Annotated in this window: 17 protein-coding genes, 1 tRNA gene and 3 pseudogenes; 6 read left to right on the top strand and 15 right to left on the bottom strand. The window is 46.8% G+C overall.

Annotation, left to right across the window (positions count from 1 at the left end; translation table 11 throughout):
• The first annotated feature begins 55 nt into the window (after positions 1-55).
• Both U0026_RS18120 and U0026_RS18115 read left to right on the top strand, forming a co-directional pair.
• Positions 56-131, top strand: a tRNA-Thr gene (locus U0026_RS18120).
• Between the two features lie 151 nt (positions 132-282).
• A pseudogene (locus tag U0026_RS18115) lies at positions 283-1,456 on the top strand (tyrosine-type recombinase/integrase).
• Positions 1,457-1,484: 28 nt separating this feature from the next.
• Here the strand turns inward: U0026_RS18115 and U0026_RS18110 are convergent.
• The 9 genes and pseudogenes from U0026_RS18110 to U0026_RS18070 all read right to left on the bottom strand — a co-directional run bounded on the left by U0026_RS18110 (position 1,485) and on the right by U0026_RS18070 (position 11,161).
• Positions 1,485-2,186: a DUF2290 domain-containing protein gene (locus tag U0026_RS18110; protein WP_062777255.1), complete on the bottom strand. Its 702-nt coding sequence runs from the start codon at positions 2,184-2,186 to the stop codon at positions 1,485-1,487.
• Positions 2,183-4,270: a DEAD/DEAH box helicase gene (locus U0026_RS18105; RefSeq protein WP_062777254.1), complete on the bottom strand. Its 2,088-nt coding sequence runs from the start codon at positions 4,268-4,270 to the stop codon at positions 2,183-2,185. Before U0026_RS18105 ends, U0026_RS18110 begins: the two co-directional genes overlap by 4 nt.
• Positions 4,271-4,775: 505 nt before the next feature.
• Positions 4,776-5,839: pseudogene (locus tag U0026_RS18100) on the bottom strand (alpha/beta hydrolase).
• Between the two features lie 107 nt (positions 5,840-5,946).
• On the bottom strand, positions 5,947-6,531 hold the full coding sequence (locus U0026_RS18095) for a flavodoxin (RefSeq protein ID WP_062777252.1): 585 nt from the start codon (positions 6,529-6,531) through the stop codon (positions 5,947-5,949).
• A gap of 12 nt (positions 6,532-6,543) precedes the next feature.
• Positions 6,544-7,305 (bottom strand): carboxymuconolactone decarboxylase family protein, encoded by a 762-nt coding sequence (locus U0026_RS18090; RefSeq protein ID WP_062777250.1) that lies wholly within the window; start codon positions 7,303-7,305, stop codon positions 6,544-6,546.
• Entirely contained in the window at positions 7,283-7,762 is a 480-nt protein-coding gene (locus U0026_RS18085) for a (R)-mandelonitrile lyase (protein ID WP_062777248.1), read from the bottom strand. Before U0026_RS18085 ends, U0026_RS18090 begins: the two co-directional genes overlap by 23 nt.
• A gap of 64 nt (positions 7,763-7,826) precedes the next feature.
• On the bottom strand, positions 7,827-9,284 hold the full coding sequence (locus U0026_RS18080; RefSeq protein WP_062777246.1) for a heavy metal sensor histidine kinase: 1,458 nt from the start codon (positions 9,282-9,284) through the stop codon (positions 7,827-7,829).
• Positions 9,285-9,299: 15 nt separating this feature from the next.
• Positions 9,300-9,980 (bottom strand): heavy metal response regulator transcription factor, encoded by a 681-nt coding sequence (locus U0026_RS18075; RefSeq protein ID WP_012606387.1) that lies wholly within the window; start codon positions 9,978-9,980, stop codon positions 9,300-9,302.
• Between the two features lie 14 nt (positions 9,981-9,994).
• Positions 9,995-11,161: an aldo/keto reductase gene (locus U0026_RS18070; RefSeq protein ID WP_174525774.1), complete on the bottom strand. Its 1,167-nt coding sequence runs from the start codon at positions 11,159-11,161 to the stop codon at positions 9,995-9,997.
• 249 nt (positions 11,162-11,410) lie between these two features.
• Here U0026_RS18070 and U0026_RS18065 point away from each other — a divergent pair, with 249 nt between their 5' ends.
• Complete coding sequence (locus U0026_RS18065) at positions 11,411-12,460, top strand: CocE/NonD family hydrolase (protein ID WP_062777244.1); 1,050 nt, start codon at positions 11,411-11,413, stop codon at positions 12,458-12,460.
• 176 nt (positions 12,461-12,636) lie between these two features.
• Here the strand turns inward: U0026_RS18065 and U0026_RS18060 are convergent, their stop codons facing one another.
• From U0026_RS18060 to U0026_RS18050, 3 genes are all read right to left on the bottom strand, one after another.
• Positions 12,637-13,839: a multidrug effflux MFS transporter gene (locus U0026_RS18060; protein WP_062777242.1), complete on the bottom strand. Its 1,203-nt coding sequence runs from the start codon at positions 13,837-13,839 to the stop codon at positions 12,637-12,639.
• A 299-nt stretch (positions 13,840-14,138) separates the two neighbouring features.
• On the bottom strand, positions 14,139-14,390 hold the full coding sequence (locus U0026_RS18055; RefSeq protein WP_062777238.1) for a YdgH/BhsA/McbA family protein: 252 nt from the start codon (positions 14,388-14,390) through the stop codon (positions 14,139-14,141).
• Between the two features lie 141 nt (positions 14,391-14,531).
• Entirely contained in the window at positions 14,532-15,305 is a 774-nt protein-coding gene (locus U0026_RS18050) for an SDR family oxidoreductase (RefSeq protein ID WP_062777236.1), read from the bottom strand.
• Between the two features lie 148 nt (positions 15,306-15,453).
• On the opposite strand from U0026_RS18050, the gene U0026_RS18045 reads away from it, so the two are divergent.
• A complete protein-coding gene (locus U0026_RS18045) occupies positions 15,454-16,347 on the top strand; it encodes a LysR family transcriptional regulator (RefSeq protein ID WP_062777234.1) in 894 nt (297 codons plus the stop codon).
• 24 nt (positions 16,348-16,371) lie between these two features.
• Here the strand turns inward: U0026_RS18045 and U0026_RS18040 are convergent, their stop codons facing one another.
• The 3 genes and pseudogenes from U0026_RS18040 to U0026_RS18030 all read right to left on the bottom strand — a co-directional run.
• Positions 16,372-17,361, bottom strand: a complete 990-nt coding sequence (locus U0026_RS18040; protein ID WP_062777233.1) for an aldo/keto reductase — start codon at positions 17,359-17,361, stop codon at positions 16,372-16,374.
• 26 nt (positions 17,362-17,387) lie between these two features.
• Complete coding sequence (locus U0026_RS18035; RefSeq protein WP_062777231.1) at positions 17,388-18,239, bottom strand: aldo/keto reductase; 852 nt, start codon at positions 18,237-18,239, stop codon at positions 17,388-17,390.
• A 188-nt stretch (positions 18,240-18,427) separates the two neighbouring features.
• Positions 18,428-18,631, bottom strand: a pseudogene (locus tag U0026_RS18030) (carboxymuconolactone decarboxylase family protein); the annotation flags it as partial.
• Positions 18,632-19,104: 473 nt separating this feature from the next.
• Between U0026_RS18030 and U0026_RS18025 the strand changes: the two are divergent.
• Together U0026_RS18025 and U0026_RS18020 are read left to right on the top strand one after the other, a co-directional pair.
• Positions 19,105-20,127, top strand: coding sequence for a GGDEF domain-containing protein (locus U0026_RS18025; RefSeq protein WP_062777228.1), 1,023 nt, complete (start codon positions 19,105-19,107; stop codon positions 20,125-20,127).
• A complete protein-coding gene (locus U0026_RS18020; protein ID WP_073971178.1) occupies positions 20,124-22,676 on the top strand; it encodes a bifunctional diguanylate cyclase/phosphodiesterase in 2,553 nt (850 codons plus the stop codon). The genes U0026_RS18025 and U0026_RS18020 overlap by 4 nt, the downstream gene beginning before the upstream one ends.
• The last annotated feature ends 43 nt before the right edge of the window (positions 22,677-22,719 follow it).

The raw sequence follows: 22,719 nt of genomic DNA, 5'->3' as shown, positions 1-22,719 counted from the left end.
CTGTTAGTTTTAACCTTTTGTCCCGTGATTCACGCTCGTGAACACGTCTTGCAGGGCCGATATAGCTCAGTTGGTAGAGCAGCGCATTCGTAATGCGAAGGTCGTAGGTTCGACTCCTATTATCGGCACCATTTCAAATTCCCCAAACGTCCGTATTCATCCATAACTACTCTGTTTTATAACGATTTTACTAGTTTTTAGTCCATCGTAGTCCGTAACCATCCAGTAGAATCCGATACAGAATGTGTATATGTTCCTGTTCGGTCTTGGATTCCTATATACATGCCTTTAAACGATATGCAGATTCGCCGCGCTAAGCCTGAAGATAAACCCTATACGCTTGGGGATGGGCAAGGCTTGCCATTGCTTATAGAACCTAATGGAAGCAAGAGCTGGCGGTTCCGCTATCGCTATGCCGGTAAACCCAAGATGATCTCGTTTGGCGTTTACCCAACGATGACCCTTGCCGATGCTCGTTCCCGTCGTGATGAAGCTTGAAAACTTGTGGCAGAAGGAAAGAACCCTAGCGAGGTTCGAAAAGAGCAAAAGCTGGCCCTGCAAACAGAGTCAGAGAACGCCTTTGAAAAGATAGCCAGAGAGTGGCATCAACTTAAATCTGCTAAATGGTCGACAGGATACGCATCAGACATCATGGAAGCGTTTAAGAACGACATTTTTCCTTATGTTGGCACAAGGCCAGTGGGGGAGATTAAACCGCTAGAGTTGCTAAACGTTCTGCGTAAAATTGAGAAACGTGGTGCGTTGGAGAAAATGCGTAAAGTGCGGCAGCGTTGCTCCGAAGTGTTTCGCTATGCAATTACAACGGGTAGGGCGGAGTACAATCCTGCTGCTGATCTCTCCAGTGCCCTCGAAGTACACCAATCCAATCATTTCCCGTTCCTAAAAGCTGATGAGATACCCGATTTTGTGCGTGCCTTAGAGAGTTACACTGGGAGTAAGCTTGTCCAGATAGCCAAGAAATTACTGATGATTACGAGCGTGAGAACCATCGAATTACGTGCGGCATTATGGCAAGAATTTGATCTGGATAACGCTATTTGGGAAATTCCTGCTGAAAGGATGAAAATGTGCAGGGCGCATCTTGTTCCATTATCGACTCAGGCGTTAGATTTACTTAACGAACTCAAGATTATGACAGGGAATTATCGTTATGTTTTTCCAGGGAGGAATGATCCGAACAAGCCGAGAGTGAGGCGAGTATTAACCAAGTTATCAAACGTATTGGTTATGGGGGAAAGCTAACAGGGCATGGTTTAGGCACACGCTGTCTACTATTTTACATGAGAAAGGATTTATATCTGCTTGGGTAGAGATTCAATTGGCTCATGTTGATAAAAATAATATAAGAGGAACCTATAATCATGCTGTATATATTGAGGGGAGAAGGGAGATGATACAGTGGTATTCGGACTTCCTGTTTACAAATAAGTGCTAAATGATATATTATTTAGCACTTATTAAATTTAGCAAATATAGAACCTACTTTCCTCTAGTTCACCATTCCAATGCTCAGGGGAAATATGCGGAAGAATATCTAGATTGTTTTTATATACTCCTACTGTATCTCTGTTTATATACCCTGATTCATGCATCTCTTTCCACGTCTTAGGATAAAAAGTGGATATTATAAATGCAGTAAATGCTAAAGGAGTTAAAATTCTTTTTACAGGTATCCGAGACTCATTCTCATAACCAATATGTAAATGATGTGCTGGGTGGTTTATAGGGTCGTACTGTGAAGGATGTTGGTCTAGCCGAACTGGAGTGAAACTTTTGTGATCAGAGACAGATACTACAAAATTCTGATAGCCTTCGCTAAAAGACCCTGAATCAATGTAACTTGATTTGGTTTCTCTGTCTAAATTATCCCATTCCTCGCCAAATTCACTTAGAAAGTAATCTTCCATAGAAGGAACTGTTATTGGACTCATAATAAATCTAAAGCTGTTTTCTTCAAATAGAAAAACACTCTCGTCAGTGAGTTTAATATGAAACCAAAAGTTACTTTTATGCAGCTCCCAGTACTCCCTATAAGCAAGGTTTCTACATAGGGGAGCGTAATTTGAAGGTAAATTAACCCTTCCATTAGACTCTGCTAGCAAGCCTGAAGTCTCAACGAAATCAGTACATTTACTTATTGCTCTCACATCTTGAAAGGAAATCATTTTCTCCCCTTCTTAGCTGATTGTTCCTCCATGAACTTCTGCATGTTCTCGAAGCTTCCAAATTTACTGAGCATAAACTCAAGCTCGCTAATATCTTTGGACGATACTTGCTTAACATGAGTAATATCATGTTCAATTTGCTGGGCTTCTTCCTTCGTTGGGTAATCGAAACGTATGTATGGAATATTATTAACAGATTGTTCCATTTCACTTTTCAACCCACTGGTAACATCACCAATACCTGAAACAGATAACCAACCTTTTGTTCTTGTCATTGCTGTAAATAAAAGGTTTCTGTTTCTAATGTTCAAGTTATGGCATAAGAAATCAGAGCCGACTATATACACTGAATATGCTTCATTTCCCTTCGCCTTGTGTATTGTAGTGAGTGTTACTCTGTCTTTGACTTTAAAGTCATGAATTGATATTTTCTCTGCGTGCACATTGTTGGTGTATATCTCTCTAGAGTTCAATACCCTTGTCACTTTATTGAAATAATTTCGGCAATTATAATCATCGGCACAAATCACCATGATATCTTCAGGGAGTAATCCTTCACCCTTAATGTCATTTTCTATGGCTGCAACTAAACTATTTATTTCTTCATCTAAATCTTTATGGCTAAAATTGAAAGCTAATAATTCTCGAGTGTCTTGTTGTGCAAAGCTTGGTGAATTTTTGGATTCACGCAACACTTCAACTTTTTCCGACTCTTGAAACTCTCCAGATTGTCTGGATGTAACTGAATATCCTAAATCGTTCCAGTATTGAACTGATTCAATTTTTTGAACTTGTTTTCCATACACACCTAAACCGATAGCATGAGCAGTTACAAGTATAGCTAATGGAGTTCTGTAGCATACCTCAAGGAATTTATCTTTAATGAATTCAGTTCCATCATCAAATATTTCCGTGGCTGTTGGTGTTCTTTTTTGGAAAATATTTTGAAAGACATCCGCACCAAAGCAAACTTGCTTGTTTTTCGCTAGTTTAGTGCAGAGTCGCATGAAGTAAATACCATAATCTTGTGCTTCGTCTACAAAAACATAATCGTATAAAGGTGTGATTTGTGCATTGTCTAAAAGTTTTTTGCATGCATATTCAAATGGATCTAATGTTCCTCTTGATTCAACTTGGGCGTCTGGGAAGTTGAGAAAGTCATGGCCAAAAGCTTTGCAAGCCTCGTAATAAACTCCGGCATTAGATCTCCCTCCCCAAGAGTGCATGACTGTTACGCGATCAAGGTTTGTTGAGTCATCATGAAACTCTCGATAGAAACGTTGAATAAGCCTTAGGACATGTTGATAGAGACTCTTAGTTGTAAAAGTATATAGAATGGTTGCCTTTCCAGTCTCATCCCTTAAAAGCGTTTGGGCAACTTTCATGGCTAAAATAACGGTTTTTCCAGAACCAGCCAGCCCTCGAATTCGTTGTGGACCATCTAATGCTGGGATATATCCTTCTTGCTGATCCCTGTCAAACATTAAAATGTTTGATTCAACTTGAGTTATTCTTGCTGCTTTAGAATCAGGTGGCAGGCTTTCGGCATTACGATCTTCCGGTTTTAATAAACCTTTTGCCCCTTGTATCGTAGATATTGACTCAAAAAACAAACGCTCAGGAAAATTACTTTCATATGAAGCTATTGTATCGAGAAGTTGTTTTTCCGTCGTAACAATAGGGTTGCGCAAATTTTCAATGTTTTTGTCATTGCTATTTAATAATGGTGCGAATAATAATGAGTTTACCGGTAATGCAAACCCCAGCATTCCTTTGCGTAGCTGATCATTTTTGATTAGTCTGGAGACAACGAAACCTGCCACCCTTTCTAAGCTTTTATCATCTCTGTTAAGCTGAGGAATATTATATTCATTTGCAGAGGATGAATAAAAAACAATCACGCCGTAATAAGGGCTAACCATTAGGATCTGAGATATTACGAGATTATCATCATCACCTTTATACATTGGGAAGTCTAAAAATATCTCTGCATCGTCCAGTTTTAATTCTGAACGTTCTAAGGATTTAAAAAGCGTTTGTACATCGCGATTCTGAATTTCAACACCTTGGGGATTAATCTTCATTATTTTTCACCGCCCTCTGAGTTATGCGTCGTTCTCATCAAAGTAGAGACACCGATATCCCTTATTGTAAGGTTTTTTTTGAAACATTCTAAAAAAATGTTTCACAACATGGGTCTTGTAACAATATGCGAGCACTGCAAACGTTGAAGCTTTTCACTCAAACAAGAACCAGCTATCGTACCGCTAAGCTATACCGCAATCAAAGCACCTTATCCTTGTTTTATCCCTCAGCGTGCGCAGCCCCGCCCGCCTGCACGCTTCACTTAATGCATAGGTTTTCATGCACTGCCGATTTGTTCTCAATGCCCGTGAATCACGGGGGTTGGGACTAAAATTGATGCATGGGTCTCATGTGTTTTCATGCAGCATAGACATGCACTCTCAACATCAACGGGAAAGCCAGAAAGTTAGCGTAAAAAAAACCGGCATATAAGCCGGTTCGAGGTTTGATAAAACTGATGTTTGTATTAAGCCCTCATTAATGAAGGTTCAATACCGCTTCGTCCTATTGAAGATCTTTTTCTTTCAGAAATTTACTCACCAAATCAGCAATCTGCACATTATTTAAATCAGAAAACGGGAAATGAGTATTCCCTTTGATGCCCACTTCAGGCAGGTGCGTCACCGTCACATCACCGCCATGCTTGTTCACCACGTCACGCCACTCCCGAGCCATTGCCAGTCTTACGCGCCAGCTGTCCTGTGCTGGCATGGCGACAGGTTTATCCGGTATGTTATCGCCGTAAATAATCAGAATCGGGATTTTGGTCAGTGCCATAAACTGCTCCATTGGCACAGGCTCACCCTTCAGTGTGTCGAACGCGCTTGGCATAGGGGCTAGGAGTTCTTTTTCCGGGAAGACAAAGCTGCTGCTGGGCTCAAAGGCTACAATGGCTTTGACCTTGTTGTTTTTCATCGCCGTGTACCAGCCTGGTCCGCCACCCTGAGAGTGGGTGAAGAGGATTGCCGGGCCGGATTTATCCACGACGGCGGACATCGCATCAGAGATGACATTGATATCAAACGGCCCGGTATTTGGGGTCATCTGACGGAAATACTGATTCAGTGCTTCTTTGTCGTGAGAGAACTGAACGCCTTTAAAATACTCTGGCCACACGCCAACGCGGAACTGGTTGAACCACATCTGTTCATCCGGTTTAGGCGTAACCGTACCTTCTACCGTCGTGCGCCCGGGCTGCCCCGACGTGGCTGATCGACAAGATAAGTTGAGAATCCACGACGCAGGAATATGTTCTGGAAACCTTCACGACCATCCGGGGTGCTTTCCCAGGTACGGGAGAACTGACCTGCGCCGTGCAGCATGACGATAGGGTATTTATGCGGATTCTCTGGGATTTGGTAGAACACAGACGCATGATCGCCATGGTAGGTTTGGCCAGCAGAATCCAGCGGCTTTTTCGCGTCAAATGTTCCAGGCGCGGTGATGATAGTGCCACCAGCAGAAAAGCTTCCCTGTTCCTGAATGACCAGCGGCTCGGCGTATACCGACTGAGCCACCAGGCCACCCGCCATGACGCAGATGGCCAGCGTTTTTAAGATTGTCTTCAAGATTACATCCTCTGTTATGTTTGCCGTTCAATCATATCTGAGTTGTCAGCGTTAATTATTTAGCACCCCTGATTGCCCTTATTTGGCAGACTCATGAATGCGGACGATTAACTGCGTGTTGTCTCTAACCAGCTGGTGACCGTTTCAGTGGTTCTTCGCTCCTGGTCGCATTCAATAACCAGCGGTTTTTCCCGACGTGCAATTGGGGCGAGGCGGGTAAGGATGTCGTCGCTGTCTCCTTTACCGTAGCCGCCGTGAGTCATAAAGGGGATGAGTAATTTGCCCGCAAGGTTGTGGCTGCTGAGAAATGCTTGCACGACAGGCGGCACGCTGGTCCCCCAGATCGGAAAGCCTAAATACACGGTCTCGTAGCGTGAGATATCTGCAACGCTATTTTTTAATGCCGGTTTGACTCCTCGCTCACGCTCATTTTTCGCCTGCTCTACGGTCTGGAAATAGTCTTCTGGATAAGGCGTTGCCGGTTCGATTTCAAACAGGTCGGTGTTGAGGCTACGGTGAATGACGCCCGCAATGACCCGTGTATTTCCACTGCGGGAAAAGTACGCCACCAGAACACGGCTTTTACCCTGCACGTTGGCGTTTCCGGTCGCAGCTGATGCAAAAGAAACGTTCGCCAGCGTCAGTCCGGCAAGCGCGGTGATTAACATTCGGCGAGTGGGATTATGCTCCATAGCCAACTACTCCTAATGGTTTGCGAGCGCCTGCTGTAGCGCCTTTTCAGCTCGCGTGGCTGCATCACTTTCGCCATGTTCACGCAGCACCAGTGCCAGTTGGCGCAACTGCGCGGCAGTCAGGCCGACCCGCATGCTGGCTCGGGTATGCGACAGCAGTTGTGATTCAACGCCTGGCGTTGCCGCTAATGCGCCAACCGTTGCCAGCTCGCGGCTTTGCCAGTCGAGGTTATCCCGGGCGAAAATATCGCCAAACAGATGCGTTTGCAGGTACTGGTTAATCACTGGGGCAAAATCAAACAGCGGGCCCTGGACGGGAGCGCCTGAGATTTTTGTCTGGTTTGCTGTACCGACACGGCGAAGTTCATCCCCGACAGGGATCGGGGCAACCGGCTCTTTACCCTCAAGGTCTTTGATACCACGTTGTTTACGTGCTTCGACGACCTTCATCAATTCACTAAGTGCATTCAGGCTACGGGGGAATCCCGTATAGGCATAAAGCTGGACGAGAATCTCTTTGGTTTCGTTTATCGTGAGCCCGGCGTCAAGCCCCTGATTCAGGGCTGCATTCAGCTTATCCATCTGACTGCTGGCCATCGATGCCGCAATCAACGGGATAGCATGCTGGCGGGCTGACAGCGTATCTGAAACCGCTTGTTCGAGGTTCATTTCTGAGGCTCCTTTGTTGCCGGGTGCAGCATGTGCCGTGAGACCAAAACCAAAGGTCAGCAGTACCGCTGCCGCCAATGCTTTAATGGGAGTGGTATTGTTCATCTGTCACTTTCTCCATCCAGTTAACGCTTTTGCCATCCACAATCCCGGTTATCGCCAGATGCGTCATCGCGCTGCCGGGAGCAGCCCCGTGCCAGTGTTTGACGCCCGCCGGGCAAGAGACAACGTCACCGGCGCGGATAACCTGCACCGGCTGGCCTTCTTGTTGGGTGAGCCCAACACCCGAGGTCACAATCAGCCGCTGACCTGCCGGATGCGTATGCCAGGCGGAACGCGCACCGGGTTCAAACGTGACATAAGCCCCGGAAACAGGGATGTCGTTATCCGGTTTGAAGAGAGGATCAACCCTGACGCGACCGGTAAAGTTCTCGGCGGGCCCATACACCGCGTTCTGACTTCCTGCGGGGGCGATATGGACAGCAGGATTTTGCTCCGCTGCCCAGGATGAAAATGTGAAGAGGGGCAGTAACAGCCCGAGGTAACGTAAATGTCTAATCATGCAAAGCGTCCTTATCAATGAAGAGGGGATTGCCTGCGATGATTTTATCGAGAGTATGATGACGTCAGGCTGACGCCCCCCTGACAATTCTGTCAGTTAACCCTGGTCCCGGTTCAGCGTCGGATTGAGCATTGCCCGCCGCTTTATCCGCTTGTATCGCAAAGGTGAGGCCGAAAGTATTGATGCCACTTCCACTACGGGCAAAGACATCTCCCCGGTGCATAATGGCGACGGCGCGTACAATCGACAGGCCCAGCCCATGATGGGTATCACTCCTGGCCCGGGAGGTGTCAACGCGATAAAAGCGCTCGAAAAGTCGGTGTAAGTGCTCTGGTGCTATCGGATCGCCCGGGTTTGAAACTTCAACACAGGCCTGATGACCTTTTTTGCTTAAGCGCACCGTAACCGTGCTGTTGGAGGGGGAATGTCTTGCGCTGTTTTCCAGTAAATTAGCCAGTGAGCGGTGGAACAACCGCCGGTCGATATGCGCGGTGATGTCCCCCTCCACATCCAGAGAAAGCTGTTTTTCCGCAAATGAGGGTTCAACATACTCCGCTGTTTTCAGGGTTTCTTCTCGCAGGGACACCTGGGTAAGTTGGGAAGCATGTTCGCCCGCGTGAGCATGAGACAGGAACAGCATGTCGTTAACGATAGACGTCATGCGTTCCAGTTCTTCCAGGTTAGAGCCCAATAACTCTTCCAGTTCATCCTGTGAGCGTCGGCGTGATAGCCCTAACTGCGTCTGACCAATCAGGTTAGTCAGTGGGGTACGGAGTTCATGCGCAACATCGGCATTAAAGCTTTCGAGCTGCCGCCAGGCGATTTCCTGACGCGCTAACACGCCATTAAATGATGATGCCAGTTGCTGTAGTTCTTCGGGCAATGCGCGGGTATTCAGGCGCTGACTATGGTCTCCCGGCGCGAGATGCTGGGCCTCTTTACTGAGTGCTTCAACGGGACGAAGACCGATCCTTGATACGATGTATCCCAGCAAGGCGACAATCACGACGCCCAGTGCGGCTATGATTAGCAACGTCCGGGTGAAGGCATTCAGTGTGCCCATATATGGCGTGGAGTCGATGGCAACAATATAGCGCAGCTCAGGTCTGTCACCGTTGGCGGGGATCTTTTTCACTAACAGAAACAGTGAGCATGCGCCTTCCGATGCGCCGGGTACTTTATTAAAGCCCTCCTGCAAAGAAGACCACTGAACCCCTACCGGTGGTGTTCCCCCCATGCTAAAGCGCGGGTTATCGCTCACTATCCAGTAGCGAACGCGCTCACCTTCAGAATTGGTTAATACGGTAAATTTATTGGCAAGCGTTGACCAGCCGTCAGCCGACGTTCGTGCAGTGATCCACGGGCTCATTAATGATTCGCGGAACAACAGTTCGTTGTGCATCTGCTTTTGCAAAGAGTCATGCAAGGAGCTTCTGAGCAGGATACCGATAACGGACACAATCAGCAGCGCGGATAAGGCAAACATCAGCGCTAGATGAACGGAGATGGAACGTTTAGGCATGCTTATCCCCTTCATTTATTCGGACCGGACTTCGAGGACATACCCCATGCCACGAACGGTATGTAATAGCTTGATATCGAACGGCGCATCCACTTTGGCTCGAAGTCGTTTAATGGCCACTTCAACCACGTTGGCGTCGCTGTCAAAATTCATGTCCCATATCTGCTCAGCTATCATCATCTTTGACAGAATCTCTCCTTGGTGTCGGGCAAGAAGGCTCAACAGGGAAAACTCTTTCGCGGTCAGCTCCAGCCGTGTTCCGGCGCGAAATACCCGGCGAGCCAGCAGGTCGAGATGCAGATCGTGAATTTGCAGTTGGGTAATGTCTGCGCCATCCGTAGCGCGACGACGCACCAGCGCCTGAATACGCGCCACCAGTTCAATAAGCGAAAAGGGCTTGGGCAGATAATCATCCGCGCCAAGACGAAGCCCTTTAACTCGCTCGTCGACCGAGCCGCGTGCCGAGAGCATCAGCACCGGCGTCTGTTTAGCTGCTCGCACACCCTCAAGTACACGGTAGCCATCCATCCCCGGCAGCATCACATCCAGTATTATCGCGTCGTAGTCGAACTCTAGCGCGTAATGAAGACCTTCCGCGCCATCTGCAGAGACATCTACCGTAAATCCAGACTCGCTCAACGCACGGTTGAGATAGGTTGACGTTTTTTCTTCATCTTCGACTAACAACAGGCGCATAACGGGATTTCCTCTTAACTTTTCAACGGTGCTTCAACATCGGAATAAACCTGCACGGCATCCGGCAGACGTTGCCCCTGGATAGTGATGGTATCCAGTGAGCGGGTGAGCTCGGTCATCTCGGCGAGAGTCAGTGACACACCGGTAGCCGCAGTGTTTTGCAGCATATGGTCTTTATTGGTGGTGCCAGGGATGGGAACAATCCAGGGTTTACGCGCCAGGAGCCATGCCAGAGCAATTTGTCCTGGGGCGGCATTTTTTCTTATTGCCCAGGATTTCAGTAGTTCAACCAGCTGTAAGTTGTGTGGCAGATTTTCAGGCGAGAAGCGCGTTTCTGTCGCACGAAAATCACCGGTAGCAAACCGGGTATTCTCATCAATCCAGCCCGTTAAAAACTGCACGCCGAGTGGGCTCCATGGCACAAAGCCAATGCCCAGCTCTTCACACACCGGAAGGACCTGCTTTTCAGGGCCGCGCCAGAGCATGGAGTATTCACTTTGTACGGCGGTCACGGGTAATGCTGCATGGGCGCGTCTCAATGTGTTGATGCCCATTTCAGACAGCCCCCAGTGCAGGACTTTCCCTTGATCCATTAAATCTTTCACCGCGCCGGCGACATCTTCGATTGGGATCTGCGGATCAACACGGTGTTGATACAGTAAGTCGATACGATCGGTACGCAGGCGTTTGAGCATGTTCTCGACGACTTGCTTTATATGCTCCGGCCTGCTGTTAAGGCCCGGCAGACGCTTACCCGTTTGTTGGTCAATGTTCCAGCCAAACTTAGTGGCGATAACGATTTTGTCCCTGAACGGGGCGACGCCTTCACCGAGAATTTTTTCAACTTCAAACGGGCCGTAGGCTTCAGCGGCGTCGAAGAGCGTGACTCCTTCATCAAATGCCCGGTGGATGATATTGATCATCTCGGGACGCAAGGGAACGGACGTGTCGTATTTGCGGCTCATGTTCTGTACGCCCAGGCCGACGGCAGAAACCTCCAGTTGCCCGAGTTTACGCTTGCCTGGAGCAGCATTGCGTTGGCGGGTTTGTCTGGATGAATCTACCTGAGATGATTGGCTCGCCGCTGATACGTGCGGAATCAGTGAGGCGGCGGCAATGCCCGCTCCGGCGACTAATAGCTTGCGTCGCTCTGGCATTGTTGGGTCATTCTGGCTTTTCATTGATTGCTCCTTTCTCAGAAAATTGAACGTGAATCTCATTTAAGCGAGACCATTCTGCCTTCTGATTGCCAACATAAAGCTGACGGTTACCTGACAGCGCTGTCAGAAACACTTATCCATCCCAGTCCGTTTCCTGACAAAAATGTTATTTTTCTGTCACGATGCTGACAGCCCTCTCCGCCTAATCTGAGCCTGCAAATTTGATTCCGCGAGCCTGAATAACCAGGCCGACACTCATCGGGAGAGACCATGAAATTCACGCTTATCAGTGCAATGCTACTCACGGCAATGGCTGGGGTGACCTCAGTCAATGCGGCTGATTACAAAAAAAATTCCTTCACACTCGTTTATGACGGTGCCATTACTGAGAACGTCAAAGGTAAGGTCAACATTCACCCCGTGAAATACGATCTGCATGGCATCCAGATCGCTGCGAATGTCTATACCCCTGCTAACTACGATCCCGCCAAAAAATACCCGACCGTGGTGGTTGCACATCCTAATGGCGGCGTAAAAGAACAGGTCGCCGGGTTGTATGCCCAGCGTCTCGCCGAGCAGGGCTACATCACGATTACCGCCGATGCTGCGTATCAGGGCGCTAGCGGCGGGATGCCGCGCAGCGTGGATAAACCCGCTAATCGCATTGAGGATATCCACGGCATGGCTGACTACATCAGCCAGTATCCTGGTGTAGATACCGCCCGCCTTGGTCTACTGGGTATTTGCGGAGGCGGCGGGTATTCACTTGTTGCGGCTGAAACTGACAAGCGGTTTAAATCGATAGCCACCATCAGCATGTTTAATTCAGGCCTTGTGCGCCGCAACGGTATGCAGGATTCACAGCTGGATACTATCCAGCAGCGTCTTCAGCAGGCATCTGACGCACGTGCTCAGGAAGCCGCCGGAGGAGAAGTGCTTTACTCCGGCGATGCCAACCTCACTGATGAACAGATTGCTAAATTACCTTTTGCCTTGTATCGCCAGGGCTACGAGTACTACTGGAAAACCCACGCGCACCCGAACTCCACGTTTAAATACACCACCAGCAGCCTGTTAGATTTGATGAGCTTTGACGTCACGGACCATATCAATCTCATCAATAAACCGCTGCTGATGATTGCCGGTACAAAAGCGGATACGCTCTATATGACGGAAGATGCGTTCGCGAAAGCCACCGGTACGAAGGACAAAGAACTCTTCCTGATCGATGGCGCTACCCATATCGAAACGTATTGGGTGCCCAAATATGTTGATGAGGCAATGCAAAAGTTAGACGTATTCTTCGATAAGAATATTTAGTTAGCCTCCAATAAAGCCCCAGCCTTGCAGGCTGGGGTATGTCCATGAGCTATCGCCACTTTCCGTTTGCGTATTCACGCGATAGACCCAGATTAACGAAGTTGCGGTTAAAGATAATTACGCTGCTTAAATAGGCGCTATGAGTTAAATTCATAAGCGTGGTGGATGTGTGGTGGTTATTTTTTTATCTGAACGGTCAGTGCCATCAAGGCGCTGGCTGCTGTAAACAACGCAATTATCCAGCCCATCGTCCATGGTGTACCGTCACTGAACAGAGCAAGAAGCAGTGAAGAGATGATGCCGCTGCCGTATTGTAATGCGCCCATTAGCGCCGATGCGGAGCCAGCCACATTAGGCACTGCGTCTAGTGCGCAAGCCGTGGATGTTGCTGCGATGATGCCATTCATAGAGAAGAACACGAATACAGCACCGACAATTACGGTCATTCCACCTACGCCCAGGCCGGTTGTAACCGCCAGCACAATTGCCGCAATAGTGGCGATGAATACGGCATTCCTGAGCAACGTTTCCAATGGATAACGGTGAACCAGGCGTCTGTTGACCATACTTACTGCCATCAATCCCACAATGTTTACCGCAAACAGCCAACCATAATGCTGCGGATCTACACCAAAGTACGTGATGTACACAAACGGAGAGCCGGTAATAAAGGCGTAGGCTGCAACGTAGTAGAACGTCAGGCACAGCGTGAAACGCATGTATTTGGCGTTGGTTAGTAAGGCATAGTAGTTGTGAAAGGCTTTTGTAACGGAGGCTTGTGAGCGTTTTTCGGCAGGTAATGTCTCCGGCAACCAGAATAAAGACATCAACATTAATGCTCCGATAACTGCCAGCAGCCAGAAAATGGCGTGCCACGAAGTGAATTTAATCATTTGCCCGCCGATTAGTGGCCCGGCAATTGGCGCGATTGCCATGATGATCATGAGTGTCGAAAGCATTTGTGCTGCACGAGTACGGCTAAACAGGTCGCGGATCATGGCTCGAGCCAGCATCGGGCCGGTACAGGCACCTAACGCCTGAAAAACACGCCAGAAGACAATTTGCACAATATCTGTTGATAACGCGCAGCCCACCGAACCGATGATGAATAGACCTAAGCCGATAAACAGCGGTAGACGACGCCCATAACGATCGCTAATCGGTCCCCAAATTAGTTGTGCAATACAAAAACCGATCAGGAACCCTGTAATTGTCAGCTCTGCATCACCCTGTAAATCTTTTGCCATGACCGGCATAGCGGGAAGATAAATGTCGGTTGATAAAGAGGTCACAGCCATCAGAGCGCTGAGAATGAGTAAAAAAGACAGACCGGTTTTTCTAGCTGTAGCCGACTGTATACTTGGCTGTTGATTAAACATGATGATCCGTTGGACATGAAGAGATATAGATATGTTAACGGGTTTTTGAATGCTGATAATCCCAGGCGAGAGGATAGGGACTATGAGTGGTATTCATTAATACTGGGTAAGATTCCTATAAATCAACGCGTCAATGAGCTGCTTCTTTTGCTGATGCGCCAGAAGCTTGGCCTGGTGCAACTGAGAAGGCTGGGAAGGTCCGCCAGCATTGCCGCGAAGGCCATCGTCTTTTGCTCTGAATATAAATCGAGGCTCATTGTAAGAGAGCGGTGACACCTCTTTTTCGAGAGGCGAGTGATTTACTTATAGATCTCAGCAACGCCGTGTAGCCTGTTCTTTCCCGTTGTAGACAGAATTTTGAATGATGTAGCACCTTGCTCATCAGCCTTACGAGACAGCGCATTCGATAAATCATCAAGCGTATAGGCATTGCTGGCTGAGACGACACCGATCTTTTCTTTCCCATCCGCATGGTTAATTTCCTGAGCAGCAGAGGCGGCATTCACTGAAATAAACCCCATGACCAATGTAGTAATAATTAGTGCTTTCATATCTAGTACCTCTTTTAAAATCTATGTTTAAAACTGGATTCGTATCAGGGAAACTCCCCCCGTCTATATATTCAAATATACAGACCTAAGCTGTCATTAGACTGACCGTTATATGACAAAATTGTCAGGATTTTAAATTGGTTAATTTTTTGAGTGCAAATTCAGCTCGTTAATAATGCACTCAGGTTCTTCACGCAGAGGCATATTGTCTATGTCTAAAACGCCATCATTTTTTTGTGGATCATCAGTCTTTAGGTCTGCAAACAGTGGGGTAAGATCCTGCTGTGCTTCACCTCGTTCAGCCACCAGCTCGAAGGTTTTATTTTTTGCCTCGTCGTTGGTCAGGGCACTGACCAGAACCTGGGCGATTTGCTCTCGAGATATCACACCGTCTTCCGGCGTTCCCGCATGGCGACGATCCCCTTGGAGCATCACGATTCTGTGCTCATCATCATTGTTGTAATCAAACCAGCCGGGCCTGACGATGGTATAGGGATGACCGCTGGCCCTGACCAGACGCTCGGCACGTCTTTTCCAGTCATGAACCTCAGTGCGCTGATTCCAGGTGCTGAGCCGTTCAGTCACGCCAATCGTGGTCATTAAACCAATACGAACAGGCGTATCCTTGAATATTCGTAAAATATTACGCACGCCGCCGTAATCGATAGCGCGGGCACCAATACGACCCTGACCATCCGAACCGAGAGTGAAGATGATGGCATCAATATCTTTCGGCAATTCGGTGAGTGTTTCTGGCAGCGAAACATCGCCGTAAAAAATATCTGTTCGACGAGGAAGTAGTTTTACTTTGCGCTTATTTCTAACCAGCGCGACGGGCTGATGGCCCATTTCAATAGCACTATTCACGACATGAAGACCAATACTTCCTGTCGCGCCTGCAACGAGTATTTTCATGATAAACCTTCTGATAATTCGGACCTATTTTCGATACGCTCAGAATATCAATTATCATTATTGTCAGTAATAGGGCTAAAATGATTGTGTCTATGAACACCCTTCATGAGTGCGCGATGAAGGGAATGCCTCCATAAGGAAATCGCCGATGCTCAAAGAAAACTTCAACGAACTGCAAATCTTTCTTGTGGTAGCGAGGGAGCGAAGTTTTACCAAAGCAGCGGGTAAACTGGGGGTTTCTCAGTCTGCACTCAGCCACGCGATGAAGGCCCTGGAGGAAAGGCTGAATATCCGCCTTCTGACCCGCACGACCCGAAGCGTTGCGCCTACGGAAGCAGGGGAGCGAATTATTGCCTGCCTTGAACCCAGAATTGCCGATCTTGAACAGGAACTGGAATCGCTTGTTCAACTGAATGGTACTGCCTCCGGCAATATCCGTTTATCTGCCGGGGAGCATGCCGTGCGAAGTCTGGTGTGGCCCAAGTTAAAACCCTTCCTCAGAGAATACCCCGAAATCAACGTTGAGCTGGTGGTTGATAACGGCTTTGTTGATATCGTCGAGGGGCGTTTTGATGCCGGGATCCGCTTGGGCGAAAGCGTGGATAAGGACATGATTGCGGTAAGAATTGGGTCGGACATGAGAATGGCCGTAGTGGGGGCACCGTCTTATTTCGCGGCAAACCCTGCACCCCAAACGCCGCACGAGTTACAAAATCATCGGTGCATCAATATGCGCCTGCCGACTGCCGGTGGACTTTACCACTGGGAGTTTGAGAAGGATGGGAAACCGTTACGGGTCAGAGTGGAAGGGCAGGTCACATTTAATCTGCAGGCAGAAAGGATTGATGCGGCGTTATCCGGTTTTGGCCTCGCCTGTATACCTGAAGACAGGGTGCAGGATTATATAAAGTCAGGAGAGCTTATTCAGGTTCTGCAGGACTGGTGTCCGTCTTTCCCTGGATATTACCTCTACTACCCGAGCCGTAAGCAGCATCCGCCCGCTTTTGCACTGATGATCGATGCACTTCGCTACCAGGAATAACGGGTCCGTAGACCCGTCCAGATATTAACGGCCTACGCGGGCCTGGTGCTCAGGAGAGTAACGCTCGCCGACGATTTTAATCGTTTCAAGCGCCTGGGTTATCTGCCGTGAGTCATCCTGTGAAAGAATGATGTCGGCAGCCCCCAGGTTTTCTTCCAGCCGGTGCAGTTTCGTGGTGCCAGGGATAGGCACAATCCACGGCTTTTGTGCCAGCAGCCATGCCAGCGCGATTTGTGCAGACGTCACGCCTTTCTCTGCCGCCAGTTCACCCAGCAATGAGACCAGCTTTTCATTGGCTTCAATCGCCTGCTCGGCGAAACGCGGCACTTGGCTTCTGTAATCATCCTTCCCAAAAGTGGTTCCTGGCTTAATCGATCCCGTCAGGAAGCCTTTGCCTAATGGACTGAAGGGCACAAAACCAATACCCAGTTCCTCCAGTAACGGCAGGATCTCCTGCTCAGGCTCGCGCCACCACAGGGAGTATTCGCTTTGTAGCGCCGTGACAGGTTGTACGGCATGCGCACGACGAATGGTTTGCGCACCCGCTTCGGACAGACCGAAATGTTTAACTTTGCCTTCAGCGATCAGGTCTTTCACGGTTCCCGCAACGTCTTCAATTGGGACATCCGGATCGACACGATGTTGATACAGCAGATCAATAACATCAGTCTTGAGACGGCGTAATGATCCTTCCACCGCTTCACGGATATGCTCCGGACGGCTGTTTAAAATCTGCTGCTTGTTGTCGTCGCCAAAAGTAAAACCAAACTTGGTGGCGATGACCACGCGGTCACGAAACGGTTTTAAGGCTTCACCGACAACCTCTTCATTGAGGAAAGGGCCATACACTTCAGCCGTATCGAAGAAGGTGACGCCACGTTCAACCGCAGCGCGAATGAGCTCGATAGCCTGACGCGTATCTGTCGCCGGGCCATAACCGTGGCTTAAGCCCATGCAGCCGAGCCCAAGTGCGGAGACTTCGAGTCGGGATTGACCCAGATAACGTTTTTGCATTGAATGAATACCTCTTTTATCGCGACTTAAACATCAAGTTTGCGGCCGGCCAACCATTCAACTCTGGCAGGATCGCGGTGTGAGAAGAAAGCGCTGGTTGCGGTATCGATAGCTGTAATCTGCAGCATATCTTCAAAACTGAGTTCAAAATCGAGAATATTGATGTTCTCTTCCATGCGTTCTTTTCGCACCGACTTCGCCAGTGAAATGATGCCTCTTTGGAAGATCCAACGCAGTACAACCTGACCCACGCTTTTGCCGTACTTCTGACCAATTGCCGTTAACACGGGATGCTGGAACAGACCATTTTTACCCTCAGCAAACGGTGCCCAGGCTTCCGGCTGAATGTCACGGCTTTGATTCCACGGAACCGCATGCAGCTGCTGGTTGAAGGGGTTAACTTCAATCTGGTTCACCGCAGGGGCAACTTTGTTGAAGGCGATAAGGTCGGCCAGTCGGTCTGGATGGAAGTTGCTGACGCCAATAGCACGAATTTTGCCAGCCTGCTGCAGTTCCTCCATAGCGCGCCATGCCCCATGGACATCACCGTAAGGCTGGTGAATCAGATACAGGTCAACGTAATCAAGTTGCAGCCGATTCAAAGAGCGTTCGAACTGGGCTTTCGCGCCTTCGTAGTTTGTATCCTGAAGCCAAAGCTTGGTGGTGACGAAGAGTTCGTTACGGGCGACACCGCTTTGTTTCAGCGCGTTCCCGACCTGGGTTTCATTCTGATAAGACGCTGCGGTGTCGATCAGGCGGTATCCCGTATCGATGGCATCAATAACGGCTCTTTCGCATTCAGCGGCATCAGACATCTGAAACACACCAAAGCCCAGCAGAGGCATTTCAATACCGTTGTTCAGTTTTACAGTTTGCATGACGTTATCCTTTGGTCGTTGAGTAGGAAAAGCATAACGCAAAGTGATTTATTCGATTAGATGGGGTAATTAGCTAGGGTTTATTAGGTGTTTTCATTAATTTAATTGGGGCTGACGGTCGGCTTTGTGCCAGAAGCGAATGTTACGAATATCATAGTATTTTTCTTTAGATAGCCGCTCAAGGGTGGTGTTGCCAGCTCGCGGCTTTGCCAGTCGAGGTTATCCCGGGCGAAAATATCGCCAAACAGATGCGTTTGCAGGAACGGGTTAATCACTGGGGCAAAATCAAACAGCGGGCCCTGGACGGGAGCGCCTGAGATTTTTATCTGGTTTGCTGTACCGACACGGCGAAGTTCATCCCCGACAGGGACAGAGGCGACCGGTTCTTTAATCGCTACCTCAGGCAGATGCGTCATCGCCACATTCGCAACATATTTGTTCGCGACATCACGCCAATCACGCGCATTGTCAGACGCATGAATGGCGTGATGGTTTTCTTAAATTTTCATTTAAAATTAATTGATTAAATCTTTCTGTCTAAGGTTTTCGTATAAGAATAACGGCAAATTCTAAAAAGAGCCATCGTCTGGTTAATTGGCTATTATCCAGTATTAAAAAGTATAAATAACAACTTATAAAGATTTAAATCCCTTAAATGGTGGTTTTGCATATATAAATTACTGTTTGTGTTTCTGGGTGGTACTGTACTGTCATCCCGAGGCATATCGTCGCTATGCCTGCCTTGGTAGTGATGTAGTCAGGAAGGGCGTTAACGGTCGCTAGCATGAGCCCGTTAGTCGTATGGATGGCTATTCAATACATACTCTAAATCACACACCTGCTTATTATCGAATTTGGTGAAATTATGAAGCGCCGTAACGACGCATTTAACAACTCTGTAAGTTGGCATCATCTGGTTACGATCACCACGCTCGTAGTTAGTTTGATTTGTTTTGTTCTTTTTTACACAACAATCAACAAAATGAATAGTGAAATTGAAGCAATTCTCAATATCTCATTCATGAAAACGTCATACCTTGAAGAGATAAATAATTCACTAATTTCACAGAGATTTAACGACAATGCTACGGATTATAAAAAGGAATTGTCGGGACTCTATAATGAATACGTTCGCAATATTTTCAAATCTCCTGTCAGTGATGCCATCAAGTATGAAGAAGAACATTTTGCTGAAAATGTATTCTTGAAATCTCATAATATTAATGAGAGTCATATCTATAATGATATTAATACGGATGACCGTAAGTTCACAATCTTGGCTAAGAATCTATTAAATGAGACTAAGTTATCATATAAACGTCAGCTAATTATACTTATTTTTATTCCGACGTTGATGGCATTATTCCGTAGTATTCAAGCGATATATTATTTTTATTCCTTACGTGCTTTACGAGGGAACTATATGATTGATGCATTGACGGGGGTCCATAATCGCCGTTATATGAGTACATTAAAAGAACGAGAAAATATTTGCTATATATTTGCCATTGATATTGATGATTTCAAATCGGTTAATGATAACTTTGGTCATGCTTTTGGCGATCGTGTCCTTCAGGAATGTGCTCGTTGTATGAAATCGCATATTCGAGATCATGATGTTGTTCTAAGGATGGGGGGCGACGAGTTTTCTATTTTCTTATTTAAAACAGATAATGTCGGTGCCAAGACCGCGGCTAATCGTTTACTAAATACAATTAATGAACTGAAGCTGCCTCTCCCTGAAGGAAAGAATTTTACACCGTCGCTTTCGATCGGTATCGCTAAGTGTGATGGCAATGTTGAAAAGGCGATGATCCAGGCTGACCAGAATCTTTATTTCTCTAAAAAATCTGGTAAAAATTCATTTACTTTTAATGAGGAAAAATGATGTTCAGAAAATTTCAGCTGTCATTACGTACAGCGATTTTCATCATTTTCTTTTTATTCGCAGCAGTCACTATAGTGAGTGTTTTGTTCATCCAGTTTTATCGTGAAAACGATACACTTAATGTGATGAGTGAACGAATTATTAACACCCGAGGTGAAGCGGTTGGGAATGCTTTAAATTACTATATTAATATTCCTCAGCAAGCAAATTCAATTGCCACTCTGTTTATTAAAACACTGGATGCTGATGATAAAAACAAAACATTTACGGAAATAAGCAACTATCTGTATAAAGTAATGACGCAGATGTTCACGAAGGATTCATTACTCAGTTCAATTGCTTTCGGTAGTGTAGATGGCGATTATGTAGGGTTTAGTCGTGATCTTGAAACCAACTGGACATTTAAAATCAAGAAAAATGCGGAGACAGACAACCGCTTATTTTTTTTCCATGATGGCACTGATACCAGCTCGGTAATGTACTCTGTTGAAAACTATGATCTCTTTGAACGACCATGGTTCAGAGCGGTGAATAAATCGCGTACATCTATGTGGAGTAATGCGTATCTTGATGTTGATAATGAGCCGGGCGTTAGTATTTCATTTAGTTCCCCGGTTGTTGACCGTAAGGGAAAGTATATTGGTGTGGTATCTAGTGACTTACGATTAAGCCGCTTGAGTCGTTACTTGACAAACTTAACCACCACAGAACACAGTTTAATTTATCTGGTTAATGAAAGGCAGCAGATTATCGCAAGCTCTGCCTCTGAACTCATTCAAAGTGAAAAAGTCCGCGGACTGGCGAAGCAATCTGGGGAAGATTTGCCATTAGTCTCCCAGAGCCAGGTCCCGGTAGTTAAAGCGACCGCTGACTTTTTAAAGCAAGATAATGGTGCGATACATAAAATTGAAGTTGATGGTAATAGCTATTATTGCAAAGTGATCAAGGTGGGGGACTCTCTGAACCTTAAAGGCTGGCAGATGGTTGTGCTGGTTTCCAAAAATGAACTGGTCGGGAAAATTTCTAGCTACCGCAATATAACAATTCTTATCGCGGCACTAGTTTTCTTAGCGGCCTGCTTTATTGCCCATAGAATTCTTTCAGTTGTCGTCAATCCGCTGAAAAAAATTGCTGATCAGGCTCCTGATATCGCTAAACGCCGTAAAATGGAACACCACAAAGGTTGGTCGTTTAATGAAGTTAACTCACTTAATAGTGCTTTATATAAAATGTCTACCGATCTGGATAGCGCTTTTTCGCGACTAGAAGATCAGATTAACATCGACAGTGAAACCGGATTACTTACCCGCAAAGGGTTGCTGGCTGCATTAACACAGACAAAACCGACTTTTGTGGGTGCCATTGGCATTGTTAGTCTAAGTAACATTCAAACAATGATTAATAACTTAGGTCGATCTTATGCCACTCGTTATTTACAGGCATTTATTGATTTTATTAACCGTCAGTTCCATGAAGATGTTGTGCTGGCCTGCGATACCATTGACCGGTTTGTTATCTGCTGTCCAGCTAAAAACCAACAGCAGCTGGATAACTATGTCGCTAGTCTGCTTAACCTCATGCAAGATGCAGAGAATGAATATGAAAACAGCGGTTTTGTTTTTATGGGGCATATCGGTATTGCCACCAGTACAGTCGACAATACGCTAAAACTGAATACGGTCTTTACTAACGCAAACATTGCCTTGCAAGCGGCGCGTCAGGCAGAGAATACCAACACCATCATGTACGATAACGTTTTGCGTGAACAAGCGTTAACGAACATCAGTATGTTAAACCATTTATATGGTGCCATTGCCAATCAAGAGCTTTATCTGGTCTATCAGCCGATCATTCAGTTGAATTCAACGATTGTCAGAGAAGCGGAATGTTTGCTCCGTTGGAATAACAGTGAGCTGGGCATGGTTCGACCGGATAAGCTGATTGCCGTAGCGGAAGAGTCCGGATTCATAATTCAACTTGGGCGCTGGATTATCGCGCAAGCCTGTAAAGAGCTGTCGGAGCAGATTGCGAGTAAGTTCTGCCCTCGCGATTTTAAACTCCATATCAATGTTTCTATTATTGAACTTAACCAACCTGATTTTTGCGAATATCTTCTGCATACTATTGCTGAATCTGGCTTGATGAACAGTAATATTTGTATCGAAATTACCGAAACAAGCATGATTAAAAGCGATCATGAGTTAAAAGAAACCATCTCCACGCTGCGTAAAAATAAAATCACACTCTCTATTGATGATTTTGGATCTGGCTTCTCTAGTCTTTCTTATTTGCACAAACTTGAATTTGATGCCTTAAAAATTGACCGAAACTTTGTGATGGATGTTCTTGATAATAAAAAGAATGAATCCATTATCTCTGCGGTGATACTTCTGGCTAAAGGGTTTGATGTCCCGCTGATTGCTGAAGGTGTCGAAACGCTAGAAGTGGCAGAAAAACTTGCATCAATGGGATGTGAAAAAGCACAGGGATACTATTTCTGCCGCCCGGTTAAATTTAATGAATGGCCGAGTGGCATGCTGAGTAAATAGATTACTCTCTGTCGACCGTCTTTATTCGGTGGTAAGGGGACCC

Source organism: Kluyvera intermedia, from assembly GCF_034424175.1.
In the GTDB taxonomy this organism is placed as follows: domain Bacteria; phylum Pseudomonadota; class Gammaproteobacteria; order Enterobacterales; family Enterobacteriaceae; genus Kluyvera; species Kluyvera intermedia.
This window is presented reverse-complemented; position numbering and strand designations above follow the sequence as displayed.